Annotated in this window: 21 protein-coding genes and 1 tRNA gene; 15 read left to right on the forward strand and 7 right to left on the reverse strand. The window is 61.8% G+C overall.

Going from position 1 to position 22,673, the window contains the following annotated elements; translation table 11 throughout:
- Positions 1–16: 16 nt before the first annotated feature.
- A complete protein-coding gene (locus PQQ95_RS09035) occupies positions 17–2,350 on the forward strand; it encodes an FdhF/YdeP family oxidoreductase (RefSeq protein ID WP_408436940.1) in 2,334 nt (777 codons plus the stop codon).
- 62 nt (positions 2,351–2,412) lie between these two features.
- Here the strand turns inward: PQQ95_RS09035 and PQQ95_RS09040 are convergent, their stop codons facing one another.
- The 5 genes from PQQ95_RS09040 to PQQ95_RS09060 all read right to left on the reverse strand — a co-directional run bounded on the left by PQQ95_RS09040 (position 2,413) and on the right by PQQ95_RS09060 (position 5,039).
- Entirely contained in the window at positions 2,413–2,916 is a 504-nt protein-coding gene (locus PQQ95_RS09040) for a M48 metallopeptidase family protein (RefSeq protein ID WP_408436942.1), read from the reverse strand.
- 92 nt (positions 2,917–3,008) lie between these two features.
- A complete protein-coding gene (locus PQQ95_RS09045; protein WP_408437005.1) occupies positions 3,009–3,653 on the reverse strand; it encodes a hypothetical protein in 645 nt (214 codons plus the stop codon).
- 135 nt (positions 3,654–3,788) lie between these two features.
- Positions 3,789–4,097, reverse strand: coding sequence for a hypothetical protein (locus PQQ95_RS09050; RefSeq protein ID WP_408436944.1), 309 nt, complete (start codon positions 4,095–4,097; stop codon positions 3,789–3,791).
- A 151-nt stretch (positions 4,098–4,248) separates the two neighbouring features.
- Positions 4,249–4,446, reverse strand: coding sequence for a hypothetical protein (locus tag PQQ95_RS09055; RefSeq protein ID WP_408436946.1), 198 nt, complete (start codon positions 4,444–4,446; stop codon positions 4,249–4,251).
- A 323-nt stretch (positions 4,447–4,769) separates the two neighbouring features.
- On the reverse strand, positions 4,770–5,039 hold the full coding sequence (locus PQQ95_RS09060; RefSeq protein WP_408436948.1) for a hypothetical protein: 270 nt from the start codon (positions 5,037–5,039) through the stop codon (positions 4,770–4,772).
- 35 nt (positions 5,040–5,074) lie between these two features.
- Between PQQ95_RS09060 and PQQ95_RS09065 the strand changes: the two genes are divergently transcribed.
- The 7 genes from PQQ95_RS09065 to PQQ95_RS09095 all read left to right on the forward strand — a co-directional run bounded on the left by PQQ95_RS09065 (position 5,075) and on the right by PQQ95_RS09095 (position 13,622).
- Positions 5,075–5,305: a hypothetical protein gene (locus tag PQQ95_RS09065; protein WP_408436950.1), complete on the forward strand. Its 231-nt coding sequence runs from the start codon at positions 5,075–5,077 to the stop codon at positions 5,303–5,305.
- Between the two features lie 240 nt (positions 5,306–5,545).
- Complete coding sequence (locus PQQ95_RS09070) at positions 5,546–6,262, forward strand: FadR/GntR family transcriptional regulator (RefSeq protein ID WP_408436952.1); 717 nt, start codon at positions 5,546–5,548, stop codon at positions 6,260–6,262.
- A gap of 50 nt (positions 6,263–6,312) precedes the next feature.
- Positions 6,313–8,025, forward strand: coding sequence for an IlvD/Edd family dehydratase (locus PQQ95_RS09075; RefSeq protein WP_408436954.1), 1,713 nt, complete (start codon positions 6,313–6,315; stop codon positions 8,023–8,025).
- Positions 8,026–8,051: 26 nt separating this feature from the next.
- Positions 8,052–8,984, forward strand: coding sequence for a dihydrodipicolinate synthase family protein (locus tag PQQ95_RS09080; protein ID WP_408436956.1), 933 nt, complete (start codon positions 8,052–8,054; stop codon positions 8,982–8,984).
- Positions 8,985–9,248: 264 nt separating this feature from the next.
- Complete coding sequence (locus PQQ95_RS09085) at positions 9,249–11,276, forward strand: LamG-like jellyroll fold domain-containing protein (protein WP_408436958.1); 2,028 nt, start codon at positions 9,249–9,251, stop codon at positions 11,274–11,276.
- A gap of 13 nt (positions 11,277–11,289) precedes the next feature.
- Positions 11,290–11,496: a hypothetical protein gene (locus PQQ95_RS09090; protein WP_408436960.1), complete on the forward strand. Its 207-nt coding sequence runs from the start codon at positions 11,290–11,292 to the stop codon at positions 11,494–11,496.
- Between the two features lie 98 nt (positions 11,497–11,594).
- Entirely contained in the window at positions 11,595–13,622 is a 2,028-nt protein-coding gene (locus tag PQQ95_RS09095) for a phosphocholine-specific phospholipase C (RefSeq protein WP_408436962.1), read from the forward strand.
- Positions 13,623–13,787: 165 nt separating this feature from the next.
- On the opposite strand, the gene PQQ95_RS09100 is transcribed toward PQQ95_RS09095, so the two are convergent.
- Positions 13,788–13,872 (reverse strand) — tRNA-Leu (locus PQQ95_RS09100).
- Positions 13,873–14,057: 185 nt separating this feature from the next.
- Here PQQ95_RS09100 and PQQ95_RS09105 point away from each other — a divergent pair.
- The 6 genes from PQQ95_RS09105 (at position 14,058) to PQQ95_RS09130 (ending at position 20,046) form a co-directional block, all read left to right on the forward strand.
- The gene (locus PQQ95_RS09105) at positions 14,058–15,131 is read left to right on the forward strand and encodes a LacI family DNA-binding transcriptional regulator (RefSeq protein ID WP_408436964.1); all 1,074 of its coding nucleotides are present in this window, start codon (positions 14,058–14,060) and stop codon (positions 15,129–15,131) included.
- 151 nt (positions 15,132–15,282) lie between these two features.
- Positions 15,283–16,362, forward strand: a complete 1,080-nt coding sequence (locus PQQ95_RS09110) for an ABC transporter substrate-binding protein (RefSeq protein ID WP_408436966.1) — start codon at positions 15,283–15,285, stop codon at positions 16,360–16,362.
- Positions 16,359–17,183, forward strand: coding sequence for an ABC transporter permease (locus PQQ95_RS09115; protein WP_408436968.1), 825 nt, complete (start codon positions 16,359–16,361; stop codon positions 17,181–17,183). Before PQQ95_RS09110 ends, PQQ95_RS09115 begins: the two co-directional genes overlap by 4 nt.
- Positions 17,184–17,215: 32 nt before the next feature.
- Positions 17,216–18,130 carry an ABC transporter permease gene (locus tag PQQ95_RS09120; RefSeq protein WP_408436970.1) on the forward strand — a complete coding sequence of 305 codons (915 nt, stop codon included), beginning with the start codon at positions 17,216–17,218 and terminating at the stop codon, positions 18,128–18,130.
- Positions 18,127–19,173 carry an ABC transporter ATP-binding protein gene (locus tag PQQ95_RS09125; RefSeq protein WP_408436972.1) on the forward strand — a complete coding sequence of 349 codons (1,047 nt, stop codon included), beginning with the start codon at positions 18,127–18,129 and terminating at the stop codon, positions 19,171–19,173. Before PQQ95_RS09120 ends, PQQ95_RS09125 begins: the two co-directional genes overlap by 4 nt.
- Positions 19,174–19,218: 45 nt before the next feature.
- Positions 19,219–20,046 (forward strand): phosphodiesterase, encoded by an 828-nt coding sequence (locus PQQ95_RS09130; RefSeq protein WP_408436974.1) that lies wholly within the window; start codon positions 19,219–19,221, stop codon positions 20,044–20,046.
- An 18-nt stretch (positions 20,047–20,064) separates the two neighbouring features.
- Here PQQ95_RS09130 and PQQ95_RS09135 read toward each other — a convergent pair whose 3' ends face one another.
- Entirely contained in the window at positions 20,065–20,550 is a 486-nt protein-coding gene (locus tag PQQ95_RS09135) for a DUF2569 domain-containing protein (RefSeq protein ID WP_408436975.1), read from the reverse strand.
- 177 nt (positions 20,551–20,727) lie between these two features.
- Between PQQ95_RS09135 and PQQ95_RS09140 the strand changes: the two genes are divergently transcribed.
- Positions 20,728–21,921 (forward strand): MFS transporter, encoded by a 1,194-nt coding sequence (locus tag PQQ95_RS09140; RefSeq protein WP_408436977.1) that lies wholly within the window; start codon positions 20,728–20,730, stop codon positions 21,919–21,921.
- Positions 21,922–22,673 lie beyond the last annotated feature (752 nt).

Consider the following 22,673-nt stretch of genomic DNA (forward strand, 5'->3'; position numbering starts at 1 on the left):
CTCCGGCGGCAAGATCATGAAGAAACCCGAAGCTCGCATCGAACCGTACACGCACCCCGCCGCCGGCTGGGGCGCGCTCAAATACGTCGCCATCAACCTGCTCAAGGAAAAGGTGACGGGTGGCGACTACCGCATGCTGCTCAAGCAGAATCAGCCGGACGGCTTCGACTGCCCGGGCTGCGCGTGGCCGGATCGCGAGCATGCGTCGACCTTCGAGTTCTGCGAAAACGGCGTCAAGGCCGTCGCCGCCGAGGCAACCAGCAAGCGCGTGACACCGGCGTTCTTCGAGAACCATACGGTCGAAGAACTGATGGCGCAGTCGGATTTCGAGTTGGAACAGCACGGCCGCCTGACCGACCCGCTCGTCTACGACGCGATGCGCGACCGTTACGTGCCGATCGGCTGGGACGAAGCCTTCGATCTGATCGCCGATCACCTGAAGCGCCTCGACGATCCCGACAGCGCCGCCTTCTACACCTCGGGCCGCGCCAGCAACGAAGCCGCATTCCTGTACCAGTTGTTCGTGCGCATGTACGGCACCAACAATTTCCCCGACTGCTCGAACATGTGCCACGAAGCGACCAGCCGCGGCTTGCCGCACACGGTCGGCATCGGCAAGGGCACGGTCACGCTCGACGACTTCGAACACGCCGATACGCTTCTGATCTTCGGCCAGAATCCCGCGACCAACCATCCGCGCATGCTGGGCGAACTACGCGAATGCGCGAAACGCGGCGCGATTATCGTGTCGATCAATCCGCTGAAGGAACGCGGACTCGAACGCTTTGCCAGCCCGCAGCATCCGGTTGAAATGATCACGATGGGCAGCACGAAAATCAGCTCCGTGTTCATCCGGCCGAAAGTCGGCGGCGATTTTGCGCTGATCAAGGGCGTCGCCAAACGCGTGATCGAACTCGACGACGAAGCGTTGGCGTCGGGTCTCGCGCGTGTGCTCGACGTTGCGTTCATCGCCGAACACACAGTCGGTTTCGATGCGTTCGCCGACGATCTGCGTGCGGAAAACTGGGACACGATCGTCGCCGAATCGGGCGTGCCGTTCGAAGACGTGCTGAAGCTGGCCGACATCTACGTGAAGGGCCGCGCGGTGATCTCGACGTGGGGCATGGGTCTCACGCAGCACAAGAACTCCGTGCCGACGGTGCAGATCCTGTCGAACCTGATGATGATGCGCGGCAATATCGGCCGACGCGGTGCGGGCTTGTGCCCCGTGCGCGGACACTCAAATGTGCAAGGCGACCGCACGGTCGGCATCGAAGAAAGGCCGACTCAGGCGTTTCTCGATCGACTCGGCGAAGTCTACGATTTCGAGCCGCCGCGCGAGCATGGACTCGACGTCGTCAACACGATCCAGGCGATGCTCGACGGCAAGGTGAAGGTGTTCATCGGCCTCGGCGGCAATTTCTCGATCGCGACGCCGGACACGCCGCGCACATGGGAAGCGATGCGCTCGTGCGAACTGACCGTGCACATCACGACCAAGCTGAACCGCAGCCACCTCATCCACGGACGCGACGCGCTGATTCTGCCGACGCTCGGACGCACCGAGATCGACTTGCAGAATGGTGTGGCGCAAGGCGTGAGCGTCGAGGATTCGATGAGCATGGTGCACATCTCGTACGGTATGAATAAGCCGGCCTCGGCGAATCTGTTGTCGGAGATTGCCATCGTCGCGCGCATGGCGCACGCCACGCTCGGCAGCGGCAAGGTCGACTGGCTCGCTCAGGCCGCCGACTATGCATTGATTCGCGACGGCATCGCCCAGGTGATCGACGGCTTCCACGACTACAACGAGCGTCTCAAGAACCCGGGCGGCTTTCACTTAGGGGTGGCGTCACGCGAGCGGATCTGGAAAACGCCGAGCGGCAAGGCACAATTCCTCGTGCATGCCATCGACGTCGATACGCCGATTCATCAGGCGCGCGCAGAGCACGGCGAGCGTCTGATGACCCTGATGACAACGCGTTCCCACGACCAGTACAACACGACGATCTATGGCCTCGACGACCGCTATCGCGGTGTGTACGGGCAGCGACGCGTGCTGTTCGCCAACAAGGACGATCTCGCGATGCTGGGTTTCGTTGCGGGCCAGCGCGTGGATATCACGAGCGTGTGGGCCGATGGGATCGAGCGTCACGCGGCTGGGTTCCTGCTGGTGGAATACGACATTCCGCGTGGCTGTCTCGGCGCTTACTATCCGGAGACGAATCCGCTGGTGCCGCTCTCTTCGGTTGCCGATGGCGCGGGGACGCCGACGTCGAAGTCGATTCCGGTGTTGTTGACGGCCTCGGCGGTTGAGGCGGTCGAGACGATGGAGGCAGTGGCGGCTTAACGGCTAAACGTTGCTCTGGTTTGCGCTGTGCCGGGATTCGGATCGGCCGTGAATCTCGACACTCAGCGCTGGCTTTTCTTCAGATCACGATGCGTCAGATACAGGCGCAGATCAAATTCGATCTGGTGATAGCCCGGTTGCATGAACTCGCAGAGGCGGTAGAACGCCTTGTTGTGATCGCTTTCTTTCAAGTGAGCGAGTTCGTGCACGACGATCATTTTCAGGAATTCCGGCGCGGCGTCCCTGAAAAGCGAGGCGATGCGGATTTCCTTCTTTGCCTTCAGCTTGCCGCCCTGCACGCGCGAGATGCTCGTATGCAGGCCCAGCGCATGACGCACGACGTCGAGCTTGCTGTCGTAGGTGACTTTGTCGATTTGCGCGCCGTTGCGAAGGTGTTCGCGCTTGAGTTCCGCGCAGTACTCGTAAAGCGCCCTGTCTGTTTGCACTGTGTGCGTGTCGGGGTACCGCTTCACGAGGTATGGGCCGAGTTGTTCGTCGGCTATCAGCTTTTTGACTTTTTCCTGTAGCCCGGCCGGATAGCCTGTCAGGTATTTCAGGTGTTGCATGATGGGGTTCTTTGCGAATGGCGACGGCACGGGTTGCATGCCTCGCGGCGGAGACAGTGGAATGCGGACTTTCGTTTCGCGTTGAGCCGGATTCAACCGCGATTGTCTTCGCAATCCGTCCAGAGCCGCAGCGGATCCCGGTGAAGCGGATACTGTTTGTCGAGCCACGCGGACAGCCGGGTCCAATCGGGATGGTGGGTCCCAGTCTGCGCAGACCATGTCGACGATCGCTCGAGAATCTGGCCGTTCTCGCGATCACGAACAAGCACGCTGCCAAGACCGCTCGAACTGTTCTCCTGCGATTCGACCCGATACCGCGGCAGCAGTCTCACTTCAGCATCCCCTGCCCAGCCGTACACGGCCCGGACCACGCCGGTGGCGTCCTTTAATTCCACGGGCCCGCTGGCCGGGCGAATCGCCGCCCAGCCTTCGGGAAATTCAGCGACGACCTCGCTGCCGCTTTCCCGGACCCATTTCATCCGCCATGCCCGCTCCATTGCATCGCGCACGTGCGATACCGACGCGTACCCCGGCGGCAACTCGATCGCTGCAGGCAAGGTGACGAGGTTATCTTTCCAAAGCGATGCCTCGTCACGATCGCGCCGATCGGTGGTTCTGCGGACGTCTTCTCCGAATGGGTTATCGGGCCGGCTAGCGAGATGGGCGCCGCTTTGCTGCAGATCGGGGAAAAGACTGTCTGCATCACGACGCGTGAGTTTTGATTTTCCGTTTTTCATGGTGTCTCGCTGAAAGGCGCGCTCAAGAACGGCCAATTTACCTTAAACATGCCGACGTTCTATGCCAAGGCGCAATTATCCGCGCCGCAACGGCAGATCTGCTGCGCCAAGGTCCGCATAAGCGAGCGCGCGCGGTCAGACACGCGGGAGGTCGTCAATACATTTTTCGACGTGCTCGCCGGGGACGTCGGTGTCAATCCCGTCACGGCCGTCGGCGTGAGAGACAGACACGATTTTTGGCCCCAGAAACCGTGTGCCGCCGAGCGTAAAAAGGGACCAGACAACATCTCCCCTACGGATCGCGGCCACGACTTCGGCCACCTCGACGATCGACGGAGCGGACAACCAGTCACGCGTCGCGGGGTCAACCGGAGCCCAACGCACGTGGGTCAGCCTGTCGTTCGTCGGGTTGATGCGAATGGCGTCTATAGCGAACGTGGCCATATCTGCCTCCATCATTCTGACAAAGGGATTTCAGCATTATGCGCTGCTTCTTTCCCGGTTCACCGGCTAACTTCGTTGCCGGATCATCCGCGACGGCGACGCGCTGTATCTCGAGTACGCTTACCCGCGGAAAGGGTTCGGCGGCGTTGCCTCAGTCAGGCTGATCGTGAGGCGAGAGCCCGTCGTCGCTCTGAACAAGCTTTGGGCGCCCTGTCGTGTCCAGACCTGTATCCACCAGTTTGTTTCGGTAGTCGCAGGCAGGACAGAGGAAAAAGAATCCGTGTGCATCGACTTCCGGTTCGACGCGATCGAGTTCGAACGACACATTGCAGTTTCGACAGGTCCACATGGCGGCCTCCGTCGGTAGCTTCGAGAAATCCCCGCGTGAAAGAACTGTCCGTAAGTCGACTCTCCGGTACAAGAAAATCAGTGCTGCCCGGCGTTCAGAAGCATCCACATCTGTCGCGTAGGCGCACCTGCGAGAATGCGCGCAAACACGGCGCCGCAGCGCACGCAAGTGTAATGCTCTTCTGCTTGCGCATCTTTCACCGCGCCGACGCTGTTACGCGTCAGGTCGTGATGCGGCGCCACAGTAGCGGGCTGCCCGTATAAATCGGCACACCGTGTGCAGGGCTGAATCCAGAGGTCCATTTTGAACAATGAGAGCGGCGATCAGCCGTTGCCGGCACCCGAGCCGTCTTCGAACATCATGTCGACGCGCCGCTTGCCTTCGACATATCCGGCCTCGCGGGCGGCTTCTTCGCTGCCGAACGTGGTGGCAAGTTCCTGGAAACGAATGCTCTGCCCCGCGAGATGGGCAGAGGAACCGTGGCGGCAGATGTACGCAGAGTAATGCCACAAGGTGGTGGGAGCCGGGGGACCGTATGCAAGAATCGGCAGCACCCAGACTTCGTATCCGTTGTGTTCGATCTTGTCCCACATGGCTGTCTCCGTCGTGATCTTTGCGGAATCGTAGCATGCAATGCTACGTCTCCGTTTTATCAAGGATTACTGCGCATTCCAATGTCGCCTGCTGCCGGCAGATCTCCATGGGTTACGACAGCGTTGAGCCATTTGTTGAGTTCATGGCGATCCAGAGCGAGTCATCGTTCCCGCAAGCGGGGGCATTGGCTGCGCCCTCTTTGATCGTAGCCGCCACCCGCTTTTCACCTTCGCGGGATTTGGGCGGCAAGTCCGTCACAAGCTAAGCGCGTCCCGCCCGCGTGGTATCCAAAAGCAGGATGAGTGTTCGGCAAAAATCTCTCCCCACTGGCGCCCTATTCCCGTTTCACAAACACACATTCGACGCACAACGAGTACGAGCAACGAACTCATCTTCGTCAACGATATATGTATGTCATATTATCCCAAATATCGCGCTATGAGCCTCGCAATTGGCTTGATGCACAAAAATATGTCAGACTAAATTATTGATTGGGAGAGCGTGGATGTTGAAGCTGCATGAGTCGATCGTCGCAGATCTGATCGAAGCAATCGTGTCCGGGCGGCATGCGCCGGGCGCCTCGCTGCCGAACGAGATCGAACTGGCCGAGGCGAGAGGGGTCAGCCGAACCGCCGCGCGCGAGGCCATGCAGAAGCTGCAGTCCCTCGGCCTGATCGAAGTACGTCGGCGCAAAGGCGCCAGCGTGCTGCCCCGCAGCGACTGGAATCTGCTGGACCCAACCGTGCTTGACGTAGCCGTCACGTACGTAGCGGACGTCGAGTTTTTCCAGGACCTGATCGAGGCACGTCTACTGATCGAACCTCGCGCAGCGGAGCTCGCCGCACAACGCGCAAACGACCGGGACATCGAACGGATCGAAACCGCGCTCACCTCAATGGGCGCTCAGGCCGAAGGAACGCGCGGCCCCGGTTGGCACGACGCTGATCTGTCTTTCCACACCTCCATCATCGACGCAACCGGGAACTGGGTTTTACGACAGCTGATCGTGACGATCCGGGCAGCGCTCGCCGCCGAGATTCGCGTGACGGGTCGGCATGCAACCTCCCCGAAAGAATCCTTGCAGTTGCACTGGAACGTCTTTGAAGCGATTCGCCGGCGACAGCCAGCGGAGGCGCATGCGGCCATGACCTGGCTACTCCTCTCGACGCGGCGCGATCTCGACGCAATGGGTCGCGGCGGAGCACTGCGCTCGCGGGCATAGTCGATTAACGGGTTATCAAAGAGTACTCAACAGACATAGAAGGAGACGACATGCGCAAACTTCGCTCGCAGAGCTGGTTCGGCAGAAACGATAAGGACAGTTTCATTCACCGCTCGTGGATGAAGAACCAGGGCATTCCGCACGACGAATTCGACGGACGTCCGGTAATCGGCATCTGTAATACGTGGTCCGAACTGACGCCGTGTAATGCGCATTTCCGCGAGCTGGCCGAGTACGTGAAAAAAGGCGTGCATGAAGCGGGCGGTTTGCCGCTCGAGTTTCCGGTCATGTCGCTCGGCGAGTCGAATCTGCGCCCTACCGCGATGCTGTTTCGCAATCTTGCTTCGATGGACGTCGAGGAGTCGATTCGCGGCAATCCGATGGACGGCGTGATTCTGCTGGTGGGTTGCGACAAGACCACGCCGGCGCTGCTGATGGGCGCGGCGTCGTGCAATCTGCCGGCCTTGGCCGTCTCGGGTGGCCCGATGCTCAACGGACGGTTCCGTGGCAAGAACATTGGTTCCGGAACCGGCGTCTGGCAGATGTCCGAGGAAGTGCGCGCCGGGACGATGACGCAGGAGGAATTCACCGAAGCCGAGTCGTGCATGAACCGCTCGCGTGGCCACTGCATGACGATGGGCACGGCGTCGACGATGGCCTCGATGGTCGAGTCGCTCGGCATGGGTTTGCCGCACAACGCGGCGATTCCAGCGGTCGATGCACGCCGCCAAGTCCTCGCGCATCTGGCCGGGCGGCGCATCGTCGATATGGTTCGCGAGGATCTGACGATGGACAAGATCCTCACGCGCCAGGCGTTCGAAAACGCGATTCGCACCAATGCGGCGATCGGCGGCTCGACCAATGCAGTCGTGCATCTGATCGCACTGGCCAAACGCATTGGCGTGGAGTTGTCGCTGGAAGACTGGGAGCTCGGCTCGAACGTGCCGTGCCTCGTGAATCTGCAACCGTCAGGCGAGTACCTGATGGAAGACTTTTACTACGCGGGTGGCCTGCCCGCGGTGCTCAGGCAACTCGGCGAGCAAGGCCTGCTGCATCGCGAAGCGCTGACAGTAAACGGCAAGACGATCTGGGACAACGTGCTCAATGCACCGAATCATGATGAGAAGGTCATCACCACGTTCGCCGAGCCGTTCAAGCCGAAGGCCGGCATCGCGGTGCTCAAGGGCAATCTGGCGCCGAACGGCGCGGTGATCAAGCCGTCGGCGGCGACGCCGCATCTGCTGAAGCATCGCGGCCGTGCGGTGGTGTTCGAGAATGTCGAGGAATTGCACGCCAGGATCGACGACGAATCACTCGACATCGACGAGCACTGCGTCATGGTGCTCAAAGGCGCGGGACCGAAGGGATATCCGGGCTTTGCGGAAGTCGGCAACATGCCGCTGCCGAAAAAAGTGCTGCAAAAAGGCATCACGGACATGGTGCGCATTTCGGACGGCCGCATGAGCGGCACGGCCTATGGCTCGGTGGTGTTGCATGTATCGCCGGAAGCGGCCGCAGGCGGACCACTCGCGTTCGTGCAAACCGGCGACATGATCGAACTCGACGTCGACGCACGCCGTCTGCATCTGGACGTCACCGACGAAGAACTCGCGCGTCGCCGCGCAGCCTGGCAGCCGCCGGCGCCGCCCGCACGCGGTTACTACAAGCTCTACGTCGAACATGTGCTGCAAGCGGATCAAGGCGCGGATCTCGACTTCCTGGTCGGATCGAGCGGCGCGGCCGTGCCGCGCGATTCGCATTGACCCCCACCTGCCGACAGACGATATCAATGACACCCGACATCCATTCTTCGCCGAGCGGAATCTGGCCCGTGCTCTACGCCTATTTCGACACCCGCAACCAGTTGGATCGCGAAGCATTACAAACGCAGATCAATGCGACGATCGCGGCTGGCGCGCGGAGCATTGTCATACTCGGTCTCGCGACAGAGGTAAATCGGTTATCGCTTGATGAAAAGCATCAACTGATCGACTGGGCCAGCGAAGACATTGCATCCCGCGTACCGCTCGTCGTCACGATCACGGGCGACACCGTGGATGCGCAAGTCGCCTTGGCGAATTATGCTATCGAGCGCGGCGCTTCGTCGCTGATCCTTCAGCCGCCGTCGATGCGCGACAAGCCGGAATCGTTCTATTTCGATTTCTTTGCAGCGGTCATGCAGCGTACAGGTGTCCCGGCCGGTATTCAGAACGCGCCCGAATACCTTGGTATCGGACTGTCGACGGAATCGATCGTGGCGCTTGCGAATCAATGTCCAAATTTCCGCCTGCTCAAGGGCGAGGGACCCGCGACCACGATTCAGCGCACCGTCGACCAGTTGCACGCGCTCGGCCATACGTTACCGGTCTTCAATGGCCGGGGCGGACAGGAACTCATCGACAACCTGCGAGCCGGATGCGCCGGACTGATCGTTGCGCCGGACACATTCGACTGGCAGGTCGCAATACAACAGGCCTTCGCTAGCGGACTCGAACAGGATGCCGAAGCACTCTATGCCCAGACATTGCCCGCGATCGTTTTCGTGATGCAATCGCTCGACGCGCTCACGTGCTATGGCAAGCGGATCGCTGCATGGCGAATGGGCTTCGACGTGGAGCACGATCGCGGCGTCGCACCGACGGCGTTCGGGCTGGAATGTGCGCGGCGTTTTGCAATGCGATTGGGTCCGTTCGGGTTTCCGATCAGCGTCAACGGCAGTTGAAGAGTTGCCGATTTAGCCACCGTACCCATTCCCGATGGAAGGGTCGAAGAGTCTATGGGCCGCTCCCTCTCTCCCCCGGCGCTCCTGTTTCCCACTTCGATTTGACAGCAATATGTCAGCTAACGACTTCCAGCAAGGTTGTTGTTTTGTTGTTTAGTGTGGCATTGTGTTGCAATAATTTCCGTGTAATGTTCGTGGCTCCTCAATCACCCGCTGACGTTCGGCACCGCATCGTGCCTCGTCAGCTCTGTCCGGGAGCGACGGATGTCGAACAAAAAACAACGAATGTGGGGGAGCGCGGTTGCCGTTCTGACGGCGTTGGCATGCTCTCTCGGGTTGGCAGGATGTGGCGGCAGCGCTGGAGGTTCATCCACACCAACCGTCACGCAACCCGCTACCCCGAACACGCCGCCTGTGGCCGCCAGTCAGAAGGCCTTGGTGATCGGTATTTCCGGGGTCCAGTACACGGCACTGCAGCAGGCTATCGCCCAGCAGAAGGCGCCGAATCTCGCGAAGCTCGCTATCGTTCCCGCACTGGCGGGCGGCGTGAGCGGCACGACCACCCAGCAGGCTACGCTCGCCGGTCCCGGCTGGGCCACTGTGCTGACCGGCACGTGGACCAACCGTCACGGCGTGCGCAACGATTACGCCGGCCAGGCGATCCAGGCGGACACGCTGTTCAAGCGCATCAAGCAGGCAGGCAACTGGAAGACGGCCACCTTCGATAGCTGGAGCACGCTGAACGCGTTGCTGTCCCCGGCGATCTCCGCAGGGTACGTCGACGCGGCCGTGGATTGCGCAGGGGTTGATAGCTGCGTAGTCGACGCCGCCACCAAATCAATCAGCACCGGCAGCGCCGATCTCGTGTTCGCGAACCTGAGCGGACCGGCTACCGTCGCCGCCAGCTCCGGCCTGCAAGCTGACTACCCGAACGCCCTTGCAACCGCCGACCAGAAAATTGGCCAGCTACTCGCAGCCATTGCCGCGCGGCAAGGCCAGTCGGGCGTCAACGAAAAGTGGCTGGTGATCGTCACCACCGATCAGGGCCTCGACTCGACCGGCACGGAAAGCGGCCTGCCACTGCTCTCGAACGAGACCGCCTTCATTGCTTCGAATCAACCGCTGACCGTGGCCGGCGCGACCACCGCGCCCGGCGCCATTGCCGCCGCGCCGACGCTCGCGCAACTTGCAGCCGGCGCCACCCAGGCCGACGTAACGCCGACCGTACTCGGCTGGTTCGCGATCCAGCCAGATGCGACCACGTATGCGATCGACGGGACAACCTTGCTCAGCGGCAGCGCGCCGCGCGCGCTCACCTCGACGCCAGGCGCCGATCAGGCGAGCCTCGCGCTGTCATGGACCGCGCCGGCCACAGTCCCCGCGCAATACCAGTTGTACCGCGACGGCACGCTGATCGCGACGCTGCCCGGCGACGCGACTTCTTACGTCGACAGCCAGCTCGGCAAGACGGCCAACGGCATCTATACGTTCAACTACACGCTCGTTGCCAGCGGCATTGCCGTTTCGTCGCTCGCGCAGATCAGCTACGTGCAGCCCGTACTGCTCGACAGCACGCTCGCCAGCGGCCTGATCCACTTCTTCTCGTTCGACACCGGTCTCACCGACGCGATCACGCCGAGCGTCTCGCTGCAACAGTTCGATCCGGCGTCCACCACGACCGAGTCGCTGATAGCCGACAACTTCAGCGGCAAGGCAATGCAGGTCGCTTCGCTGAACAGCGCGGCCAACGCCCTGAACGGCATGAAGCTCGCCGACGACGTCAGCACTCAGGCGAAATTCTCAATCGGCTTCTGGTTCAACTCGAACGACCTGCAAAACGATTCTCCCGCAATCGGCAACAAGGACTGGAATTCAGGCTTGAATCCGGGCTTTGTCATCGCGCAGGAAAGCAATGGCACGTTCAAGTTCAACGTCGGCGACGGAGCCAAGCGCGCGGATCTGTCGATCGCATTCACGAAGAACGTGTGGGTGTATGTGGCGATGACCTTCGACACGGCCGCGCTCACCGCGACGGCCTACGTCGACGATCCCACCTACGGCTTGCAGAGCGGCACGCTGAGTCTCGCCGGCATGAACGTGGCGAAGATCGCGGGCATCTACTCGACCATCGGCCTGAACGAGGACGCGCGCGGCAACTACTACTCACGCGGCAACGGCGTGCTCGGCACGATGGCCTACAACGACCTGGCGATGTGGAACAAGGTGATCACGCAGCAACAGGTGCTCTCGCTGTTCGCGTCCAAGCGCTCGCTGGCGTCACTGCTGCCTTGAAGGAGGAGATCCGATGAACCGGTTTCAATCACGGGCGGTTCGCTCCGCCCTCACCCAGTGCTGCGGCGCCGCCGCGATCGTGCTGCTGTTGGGCGCATGCGGCGGCGGCAAAAGCGACGGCCCGAAGAGCGATGCATCGGCGCCGCCCGTTGCAAGTCAGCCTGACGCGGGTGCGTCGACGCCCGCGGTGGCGAAGTCGACGCTGCATTGCGCACCGTGACCTGCACTGAACGACAACCCTAAGCACCCGATAAACACCCCGCGCGCAACGCCTGCTCATTGGCCGTTGCGCGCGCTCTGATTTTCCAAGGTGACCCGATGACAATTTCGAATCAAAGACGTCAGTTCTTACGGCTCGCGGCCGGTTCGGTCGGCGCATCGGCTGCTGCGTCGATGATGCCCGCGCTGATCCGCGATGCGCTGGCGACGCCTGCCAACAACGCCACCGGCACGATCAACGACATCCAGCACATTGTCGTATTCATGCAGGAGAACCGCGCGTTCGACCATTACTTCGGCACACTGCGCGGCGTGCGGGGTTACAACGACCGCATGGCGATCACGCTGCCTGACGGCAATGCGGTGTGGAAACAGCCCTACCCGAGCAATCCCGACGGCTATATTCTGCCGTTCCACATGGACTCGACCACCACCAGCGCCATGTGCGCCGACGCACCGGCAATGAGTTATCCGGTCGACATCGCGATGTGGAATCACGGTCTCTATAACGCGTGGAATACGGCGCGTGCGCCGGGGCTCGGCATGAGCTACTTCACGCGCGCCGATCTGAACTTCTACTACTCGCTGGCCGACGCTTTCACGATCTGCGACCAATACCATTGCTCGGTGTTCACGCAGACCAATCCGAACCGGCTGCATCTGTTCAGCGGCAGCAATGGTTTATCCGTCGGACAGTCACCTACCCTCGACAATACCGAGCCGACGCCGGGCTTCAGCTGGCCGACTTTTGCCGAGACGCTCGAAGCCGCCAACATCAGCTGGAAGGTCTATCAACAGACCGACAACTTCGACGACAACGCGCTCGCATGGTTTCAAAGTTTCAAGACTGCGCCGGTGGGCAGCAATCTCTACAAGAAAGGTCTCGCGACTGTCCCTGACATCGCGCAGGCATTCGCTGCGGATGTCGCCGCGGGCACCTTGCCGCAAGTGTCGTGGATCATTGCACCGGCGGCGCTGTCGGAGCATGCGAACTATCGGCCTTCGTACGGCGAGGACCTGACCGCGCGTCTGCTGGCTGGACTCGTCGCGACGCCGGACGTCTGGTCGAAAACGGTATTCCTGTTGAACTACGACGAGCAAGGCGGCTTCTTCGATCACGATCCGCCGCCCACGCCGCCCGGTTCCGCAAGCGAAGGCAAGACCACCATGACGACCACCGGCGAAGTTTACGGCGGGCAGCCGATCGGTCTCGGCTTTCGCGTGCCGATGACGGTGATTTCGCCATGGAGCAAGGGTGGTTACGTGTGTTCGCAGGTGTTCGATCACACGTCGGTGATTCAATTCATCGAGAAGCGTTTTGGCGTGCACTGCCCGAATATCAGCGCATGGCGTCGCGCGATATGCGGCGATCTGACCGCGACTTTAAATTTCGCGAATCCTGATGCCACCTGGCCGTCGTTGCCGGATACCAGTGGTTATGTCGCCGCGGCGGATCTGCAATGTAGTACGTTGCCGGCGCCTACCATTCCGTCCACTCAATCCATGCCGAAACAGGAACCGGGCACGCGTCCCTCGAAGGCCTTGCCCTACGAGTTTCATGCGAGCGCACGCGTCGATCCGTCGAGCGCGTCGCTGTGGTTGATCGTCGCGAACGGCGGCGCACAGGGCGCGGCGTTCTCGGCGTACGACGTCGCGACACCGGCGAATCCGCCACGTCGCTATGCGGTCGATGCCGGCATGCAATTGACGGACTCGTGGAACGGTTCGGCATTGACGGGCACTCGCTATGGTCTCGCGTTGCGCGGCGCAAATGGATTCTTGCGGCTGTTTGCGGGCGATGTCGCGGCCACGGTGGGCGCGTCGGCCGCGAATCCGGAAGTTCGCGTCTGCTATGACCTCGCCAACAGCGCCATCTATCTGACGCTGATAAATAGCGGCATGGGGCCGTGTACGTTTACCGTGGTGTCGAATGCGTATCGCGCCGACGGCCCCTGGACCTTCACGGTCGCTGCAGGAGGGACGGCGGAGACGAACTGGCCGGTTGCGTCGAGCGGAAACTGGTACGACTTCAGCGTCACGGTCGACGTGCAGAGCGCATTCTTGCGCCGCTTTGCAGGACGGCTCGAAAACGGTAACGATCTCATCAGCGATCCGGCTGCTGGGTAGGGATCGAATTGAGGCGGCTGTCGTAGTGGCGGGGTGATGGAGAGCGGCGCGTGACGTAGTCGCGCCGTTTGTATTGCCCATAAAAGCCGCCGGCAACAAAAAACCCTTGAAGCATTGCTGCACCAAGGGTTTCAGGAATTTATCGGAATCGGGCGGAATACTTTCTGGTGCCGGGGATCGGACTCGAACCGACAAGCCGTGAGGCGGCGGATTTTAAGTCCGCTATGTTTACCAATTTCATCACCCCGGCAGGGGTCAGAACCACGCGTGGACGCGAATTCTACCATTGCCCGGCGAGCGCACCAAACCGGCGCAATCCGGCCGCCGCCCATGCCGCCCCTTCCTCCTGCTAGCGCATAAATTGGAGTCATCCGGGAGTCATAAACCTTCCCGATAATCCGCTCACGAAAACGTTTACAACCAGAGCGGAAAACGATGATCCCGACGATCAAAGATGTCGCCGCCCACGCGGGCTTTTCCATCGCCACGGTCTCGCGCGCGATCAATGCGCCGCACACCGTGAATCCGGTCACGCTCGACAAAGTACGTCAATCCATCGACGCCCTCAACTTTCGCCCCAGCCCGCTGGGCCGGCAGTTGCGCGGCGAGCGCACGCGCCTCATCGGCGTGATCCTGCCGACGCTCGCCAACCCGGTGTTCGCCGAATGCCTGCAAGGCATCGACGAGCTCGCCGCGGCGCAAGGCTACCGGCTTATGCTGATGACCACCCAGTACGATGCCGACCGCGAGCGCCACGCCATCGAAACGCTGCGGGAGCATCGCGTGGAAGGCCTGATCCTGACCGTCGCCGATGCCGACACGCATCCGCTGCTCGACGATCTCGACCGTTCCGGTCTGCTCTATGTGCTGATGCATAACGACACCGTGCGGCGTCCCTCGGTCTCGGTCGACAACCGCCTCGCCGCGTTCGATGGCGTACGCATGCTGATCGCCCACGGCCACCGCCGCATCCTGATGCTTGCAGGCACCCTCTCTGCCTCGGACCGCGCCCGCCAGCGGCATCTCGGCTACGCACAGGCGATGCAGCAGGCCGGCCTCACCCCTGCGCCCGCGCTCGAGGTCGACTTCAATGCCGACGAACTGTCGCCGTCCGTGCTGGCGCATCTGACCAGCGGCGCGAACCGCCCCACAGCCCTTTTCTGCAGCAACGATCTGCTCGCCATGGTCGTGATGCGCGGCCTGCGCCGTGCGCGTCTGCAGATTCCGCACGACATGTCCATTCTCGGCTTCGACGGGCTCGCCATGGGCGAATTGCTGTCGCCGCCGCTGGCAAGCGTCTGCGCGCCGAATCGCGAGATCGGCTGCGCCGCCTGGCGGCGCTTGCTGGCCCGCGTAACCGGCACTTACGAAACATTGGGTGAAAAAACCTCGCTCACGCTCACGTTGCCGCACAGCGTGCGCCAAGGCGCCACCGTCGCTGCGATTTCGAACAGCAGCGAGAAACCGCCGGCGCATGCTTCGGCATCGGTCGAAAGACCTTTTGTATAAACCGTTGCGTGGGCAATCGCGTAAGCGTTTGCGCAACTCAATGGGAAACGCGTTGCATGCGCCGTTCGCCTTGCAGCGTTGCCAGGCCGCTGTTGAATCATCTACTTCGAACCCCGAACCACCCGCACGCTTCCGCTCCAGGAGACCCGCAGTGATCCGCTCTTCAACACGCTTTGCATCATCGATCAAACCGCTCTGGCGCCGCGCCGCCCGCACCGCGACTACCGCGCTCTCGGCCGGCATGATCGTCACCGCCGCGTTCGCCGCCTTCGCGCCGCAAGCGGCCCACGCCGACGAAACCGCGATCTGCTACAACTGCCCGCCCGAATGGGCCGACTGGGCGAGCCAGATCAAGGCGATCCAGCAAAAGACCGGTATCCGCGTCCCGTTCGACAACAAGAACTCCGGCCAATCGATTGCGCAATTGATGGCCGAGCAGAAGAGTCCCGTCGCCGACGTGGTGTATCTCGGCGTGTCGTCGGCGTTCCAGGCGAAAGACAAAGGCGTCATCCAGCCGTACAAGCCCGCGCACTGGGACGACATCCCCGCGAACATGAAGGACCCGCAAGGCTACTGGTTCACGATCCACTCGGGCACGCTGGGCTTTTTCGTCAACAAGGACGCGCTCGAAGGCAAACCGGTGCCGCGCTCGTGGGCCGATCTTCTGAAGCCTGAGTACAAAGGCATGATCGGCTACCTCGATCCGTCGAGCGCGTTTGTCGGCTATGCCGGCGCGGTCGCGGTGAATCAGGCGCTCGGCGGCACACTCGATAACTTCGAACCGGGCCTCGACTGGTTCCGCAAGCTGAAGGCCAATGCGCCGATCGTCCCGAAGCAGACCGCCTATGCGCGTGTGATGTCCGGTGAGATTCCGATCCTGCTCGACTATGACTTCGACGCTTACCGCGCGAAATACAAGGATCACGCCAACGTCGAATTCGTGATCCCGAAGGAAGGCACGATCTCGGTACCGTACGTGATGAGTCTCGTGAAGGGTGCGCCGCATGAAGCGAACGGTAAGAAGGTGCTCGATTTCGTGCTGTCGGACGAAGGCCAGAAACTGTGGGCCGAAGCCTATCTGCGTCCGGTGCGCGCGAATGCGATGAGCCCCGAAACCGCCGCCAAATTCCTGCCCGCAAGCGACTACGCCCGCGCCAAATCCGTCGACTTCGGCAAAATGGCCGAGAAACAGTCGAGCTTCGGCGAGCGTTATCTACAGGTGATGCATTGAACGACGTCACGTTCCCGCTGCGCTGGCGCATCGCCTTGATCGCGCCGGCGCTGGCGGTTTTCATCGCGTTCTGGCTGTTGCCGATGGGCGCGCTCGCGCAAATCAGCGGCGACGGCCACGCGTTCGCAACCTATCGCGCAATGCTGACGAATCCGCGCTACATGTCGAGCCTCGGCGCGACGGTCATGCTGTCGGCAGCCGTCACGGCGACGACGCTGGTGCTTTCGATGATCGCCGGTTTGCTGCTGGCGCGCCGTGAATTTCCGCTCAAACGCACGCTGCTCGCGCTGCTGACATTTCCGTTGGCATTCCCTGGCGTCGTGGTCGGCTTCATGGTGATCATGCTGGCAGGACGCCAGGGTTTGATCGGCGCCTTGTCATTGAAACTCACCGGAGACCGCTGGGTATTCGCCTACTCGATGAGCGGCCTCTTTCTCGGTTACCTGTACTTCTCGATTCCTCGCGTGATCGTTACGGTGATGGCATCGGCGACCAAGCTCGATGCCTCGCTCGAAGAAGCCGCGCGTTCGCTCGGCGCATCGCCCTGGCGTATCACGCGCGACATCGTCCTACCCGCGTTGTCGCCGGGCCTGATCGCGGCGGGCGCCGTCTGTTTCGCAACCGCGATGGGCGCTTTCGGCACCGCCTTCACCCTGGCCACCGACATCGACGTGTTGCCCATGACCATCTACACCGAGTTCACGTTGAACGCGAACATGGTGACGGCCGCGGGGCTCTCGATCGTGCTCGGCATCGTCACATGGGCTGTGCTGGCGTTCGCTCGCAGCGTGAGCGGCTCGGCTGTCGCGGCAAGCGCATGAGCGGTGTGTCCAAACCCGATGACAAAACTCCGATGAATTCCATCACGGCGCCCATCAAGCAGGCCGCAAAACCGCGCGCGCGGCGGTTCAGGCTGCCCACCTCACGCACGTGGCTCGCAGCCGGACAATGGCTCGTTACGCTGCTGCTATGCGCATTTCTGATCGTGCCGGTCGTGATGTCGATCATGGCTGGGCTCACGGTCAACTACTTCAAGGGCGTATCGAGCGGACTCACGCTGCGCTGGCTCGGCGAAGTGTGGACGCAGTATCACGGTTCGGTATTTCTCTCGCTCGAAGTGGCCGCGGCGACCCTGTTCATCACGCTGCTGACCGGCGTGCCCGCCGGCTACGTGCTCGCGCGCAGCAAGACGCGGCTCTCGCGCATCATCGAAGAATTTCTGGTGCTGCCGATCGCCCTGCCCGGCCTCGCTTCCGCGCTTGCGCTGCTGGTGGTCTATGGCGGCTTCACGATGTTTCGCATGAGCGTCGCGTTTATCGTCGTCGGGCATGTGGTGTTCACGCTGCCGTTCATGGTGCGCGCGGTCGCTGCCGTGTGTGCGAGCAGCGATCTGCGTACCCTCGAAGAAGGTGCGGCGAGTCTCGGCGCGAGCTTCTTTCAACGCTTCGTGACGATCGTGCTGCCGAATGCGCGGCCCGGGATCGTCGCGGGGGCATTGGCGGTGCTGACGCTCTCGATCGGCGAATTCAACCTGACGTGGATGCTGCACACGCCCGACACCAAGACGCTGCCGGTCGGTCTCGCCGATACCTATGCGTCGTTACGCATCGAAATCGGCAGCGCCTACACGATTCTGTTTTTCATCATGACGATGCCGCTGCTCGTCGCGATGCAATGGCTCGGCGTCGATGCGACCGGCCAGCGCAGCGCGGGGAAAAAACGCATCGCTGCCTCCCGTTCGAAGCCTACACCGACGTCCATGCCATGAAACTCGACTCCGTTCCCATCACGCTCACGCAATGCGCGAAAACGTTTCGCGGCACGCGTGTGCTCGAACCGCTCGATCTTCACATCGGCGCCGGTGAGACGCTGGTGCTGCTCGGCCCGTCCGGTTGCGGCAAGACCACCACGCTGCGTATGATCGCGGGCCTCGAGACACCCGACGCCGGCGGCAGCATCGCATTCGGCGACGAAGACGTCACCGCGCTGCCGATCGAAAAACGCCAGGTCGGCATGGTGTTCCAGAGCTATGCGCTGTTTCCGAACCTGACCGTGCGCGGCAACATCGGTTACGGATTGAAGATCAAACGCGTGCCGGCTGAAACCGCACGGCAACGTGTCGATGAATTGCTCACCATGATGCGTCTCACCGCGCACGCGGACAAACCCATCGAACAGCTTTCGGGCGGCCAACGTCAGCGTGTTGCATTGGCGCGCGCACTCGCCGTTCAGCCCCGTGTGCTGCTGCTCGACGAACCGCTGACCGCCCTCGACGCGCGTTTGCGCGACACCTTGCGCAGCGAGATGAATACGCTGCTGCGCGAACTGGGCATCACGACCGTCTATGTGACCCACGATCAGGCCGAAGCCATGGAACTCGGTGACCGCATCGTCGTGATGAGCGCGGGGCGCATCGAGCAGATCGGGTCGCCGCGCGACATCTACTATCGTCCGGCGAATCGCACCGTCGCGCAGTTCGTCGGCACGATCAACCGGTTGGCCGGCGAACGGCGCGATGGTCTGCTGACGACGACCGGCGGCGCCGTCCCGTTGCCCTCCGATCCCGCGCAAGTCGGCACGGCACACGAATTTTTCTTCCGCCCCGAAGACGCCTACCTCGCCGATCCGGCCAGCGCGCAGTTGCGCGGCAACATCGAAAGCACGGCGTTTCTCGGTGAACGTACCCGGCTAACCATCGGTGGCGCCGCACCGGATGCGTTGCTGATCGACGTCGCGGGCCGCGTCGAACTCGCGCGCGGCACACCGGTCGGTATTTCGATCGTGCAGGACGCGCTGATTGCGCTATCGTAATGAGACAGCGCTGTGTTTTTAGCGCGCCAAAAAAAGGACATCCCCATGCTGCTGGCTCAAATTAGCGACCTGCATATCAAGCGGCCCGGTGCGCTGGCTTACCGCCGCGTCGACACCGGCGCCTATCTCGCGCGCACTGTCGCCGCGCTCAATGCACTGGAGCCGCGTCCCGACGCCGTGATCATGACCGGCGATCTCGTCGACCAGGGCGATCCGGAGCAGTACGCGCACCTCAAAACCCTGCTCGCGCCGCTCGACATCCCCTACTTCCTGATGGTGGGCAATCACGACGAACGTACTGCGTTGCGCGCGGCGTTTCCCGATCGCACTGAATTGCATAGCGGTGGCGAGTTCGTGCACTACGCGGTCGATGTCGGACCGCTACGCGTAATCGCGCTCGATTCGATGGTGCCGGGTCAAAGCGCCGGCAATCTGTGCGATGCGCGTCTTGCCTGGCTCGAGACGCAACTCGATGCGGCACGCGGCAGGCCGACGGTGGTCGCGTTGCATCATCCGCCGTTCGTCTGCGGAATCGGACATATGGATGAATTGCGGCTCGATCCCGTTGCCGCCGACAAGCTCGCCGCGTTGATCGCGCGTTATCCGAACGTGGAGCGGGTGATCTGCGGTCACGTGCATCGGCCGATGTTCGTCCGGTTTGGTGGCACGATCGCCTCGGCGGTGCCGGCACCGGCGCATCAGGTCGGACTCGATCTGCGTGACGACGCGCCCTCCGCGTTCGTGATGGAGCCGCCCGCGTATGCGCTGCATCGCTACGATCCGGCGACGGGCATCGTCACGCATCACGCGTATGTCGATGCAGCGGATGGCCCGTATCCGTTCTACGAGCCGGAGGGCGAGTTGATCGATTGAGGGTGTCGCCCCGCCGCTTCAGGCTGCGACGAAAGTTTGCCGTACGCGCCGGGACAGCCTGAAATACGGTATCCCGAGCGCGGCAGCGACGACGGCCTGAATAAAACCGTCGAATGGAATGGCGATGTCGATGCCAATGGCGTGGGTCATGTGATCGCCGAGCAGGTAGGCAATCGTTCGCATGACGATGATGGCCAGCAGCCATGCCTGCACCTGCCCCGGAAAACGCGCTGATTTGCGCCGCGCCAGCAGCGCCAGCCAGCCGGCGCCGGCAACCATGAACGATCCGATGATCACGTCACAGCCGACCATCGCGATCACGGTGCGATACCAGCCGTGCGTTTCAGGGCGCACGAATACCGCCAGCAGTTCCCATTCGAGCATCAGCTTGAGCGGATCACGCAATGCAACCGCGGTTGAAAACACCCATGCGGCAAGGCAGATCAGGGCGATGAGCAGCCAGCCGCCGATGCGTCGGCGTTCGGGTTTCGAGGGTGGGGTCATGAGATGGGTCACGTAATGGATCTTGTTGCGCGCGCCGATTCTACGAACGAAATCCGAACGACCATCTCATTTTGTCTGCAAGGCGGTTCTGAGGCCGTCAGCACGATCCTTCCTGCTCCGGTATGATCGGCACGCTTGAGGACCGTGCATGGGCCGGTCCATCGACAGTCCCTTCTCATGTCCACATCCGACGCTTCCACTCCCGCTTCCGCCGACCGGTCGTTGCGCGGCTTGCTGCTCCTGCTCGCGACGATTGCCGGCGTGGCGGTAGCCAACATTTATTACAACCAGCCGCTGCTCGACAATTTGCGGCAATCATTCCCGCACAGCGCGTCGTGGGTCGGCGCGGTGCCGGCCGTGACGCAGCTCGGCTACGCTGCGGGAATGTTGTTGCTGGCGCCGCTCGGCGACCGTTTCGATCGACGCCGCCTGATCCTGTTGCAGATCGCGGGCATGTGCGTCGCGCTGGTGCTGGCATCCGCGGCGCCGACGCTGCCGGTGTTGATTGTCGCCAGTCTGGCGATTGGCGTGCTCGCCACCATCGCGCAGCAGGCGGTGCCGTTCGCGGCCGAACTCGCGCCGGCTTCCGAGCGTGGCCATGCCGTCGGCACGGTGATGAGTGGACTATTGCTGGGGATTTTGCTGGCACGGACCGCGGCGGGTTTTGTCGCCGAGTATTTCGGCTGGCGTGCTGTGTTCGGCGCTTCGGTGGTCGCGCTGCTGGTGCTGGCGGTGGTGATCATCATGCGTCTGCCGAAGAGCAAGCCGACGTCGACGCTGCCGTATGGCAAGTTACTGGTCTCGATGTGGCACCTGGTGGTCGAGCATCGCGCGCTGCGTGAAGCCTCGTTGACCGGCGCGGCGATGTTCGCGGCGTTCAGTATTTTCTGGTCGGTGCTGGCGTTGTTGCTGGCGGGCGCGCCATTTCATCTTGGGCCGCAGGCGGCCGGGCTATTCGGGATCGTCGGTGCTGCGGGGGCGATGGCCGCGCCGCTCGCCGGCAAGTTTTCCGATCGACGCGGACCGCGGGCGATTATCACGATGTCGATTGCGCTGGTGGCTGTGTCGTTTGTTGTTTTTGGCTTGTCGGCGAAGAGTATCGCCGGATTGGTGATTGGCGTGATCATCCTCGATGTTGGTGTGCAGGCGGCGCAGATTTCCAATCAATCTCGGATTTATGCGTTGAAGCCTGATGCGCGGAGTCGGGTGAATACGGTTTATATGGTGGCGTATTTTATTGGCGGTGCCGTGGGGTCGGGAGTGGGTGCTGTGGTATGGCCGGTTTTCGGGTGGGTTGGGGTTAGTATTGCTGGGGTTGTTTTTGCTGGGTTTGCGGCGTGGAATCATTTGAGGCTTCCAGCCGGGGGGTGATGGTTGGTGGTTTTTTTTGTGGGGTCTGGTTTGGCTGTTTGCTTATGGTGTTGGCCTTTCCTTGTTTTCTTATTGGTCTATTAGCGTTGCCCCTGTGCGGGGCAGGCACCTACTTTTCTTTGCATGCCGCAAAGAAAAGTAGGCAAAAGAAAGCGGCTCACACCGCTAGCGTATAAGCGGGTCCCCCGCGCAGTTACGGTAGTGGTGCATCTGGAATCCGTGCCCCCGCACATTCGCCCTTAGTGACAAAGCCGTCATCAGCTCCCACTCCGCACTACGTGCGTCGCGGATGGGTTTGCATGGGAAACCAGCGGCTTCGGTTGAGGTCTGTGAGGGCCGTCGGCTTCGCCTCGGCAAGGCGCTCCCGCAGTTATGCGGCTCCCCCTCTTTAAACGAAATGTCGATCAGTTCCGCTCGCACTCGCACTCGCACTCGCACTCGCACTCGCAATGGTGATGGCGATGGCGATGGCGATGCAACGATCGCAATGACAATGCAACGATAAGTCACGGCAACGGGCAAAACGCGACAGCGCAAAACCAGCTACACAAACGCGGAACAAATATAGCGGCCGGTTTTAAGAAATGCGCTTCGGCGCGCGCAGCGCCGCCGGAAGTATGACGCCCTTGTCACTAACGGCGAATGTGCGGGAGCACGGATTCCAGATGCACCACTACCGTAACTGCGCGGGGGACCCGCTTATGCGCTAGCGGTGTGAGCCGCTTTCTTTTGCCTACTTTTCTTTGCGGCAT

This window comes from Paraburkholderia caffeinilytica (genome assembly GCF_046030355.1).
GTDB lineage: Bacteria > Pseudomonadota > Gammaproteobacteria > Burkholderiales > Burkholderiaceae > Paraburkholderia > Paraburkholderia caffeinilytica_B.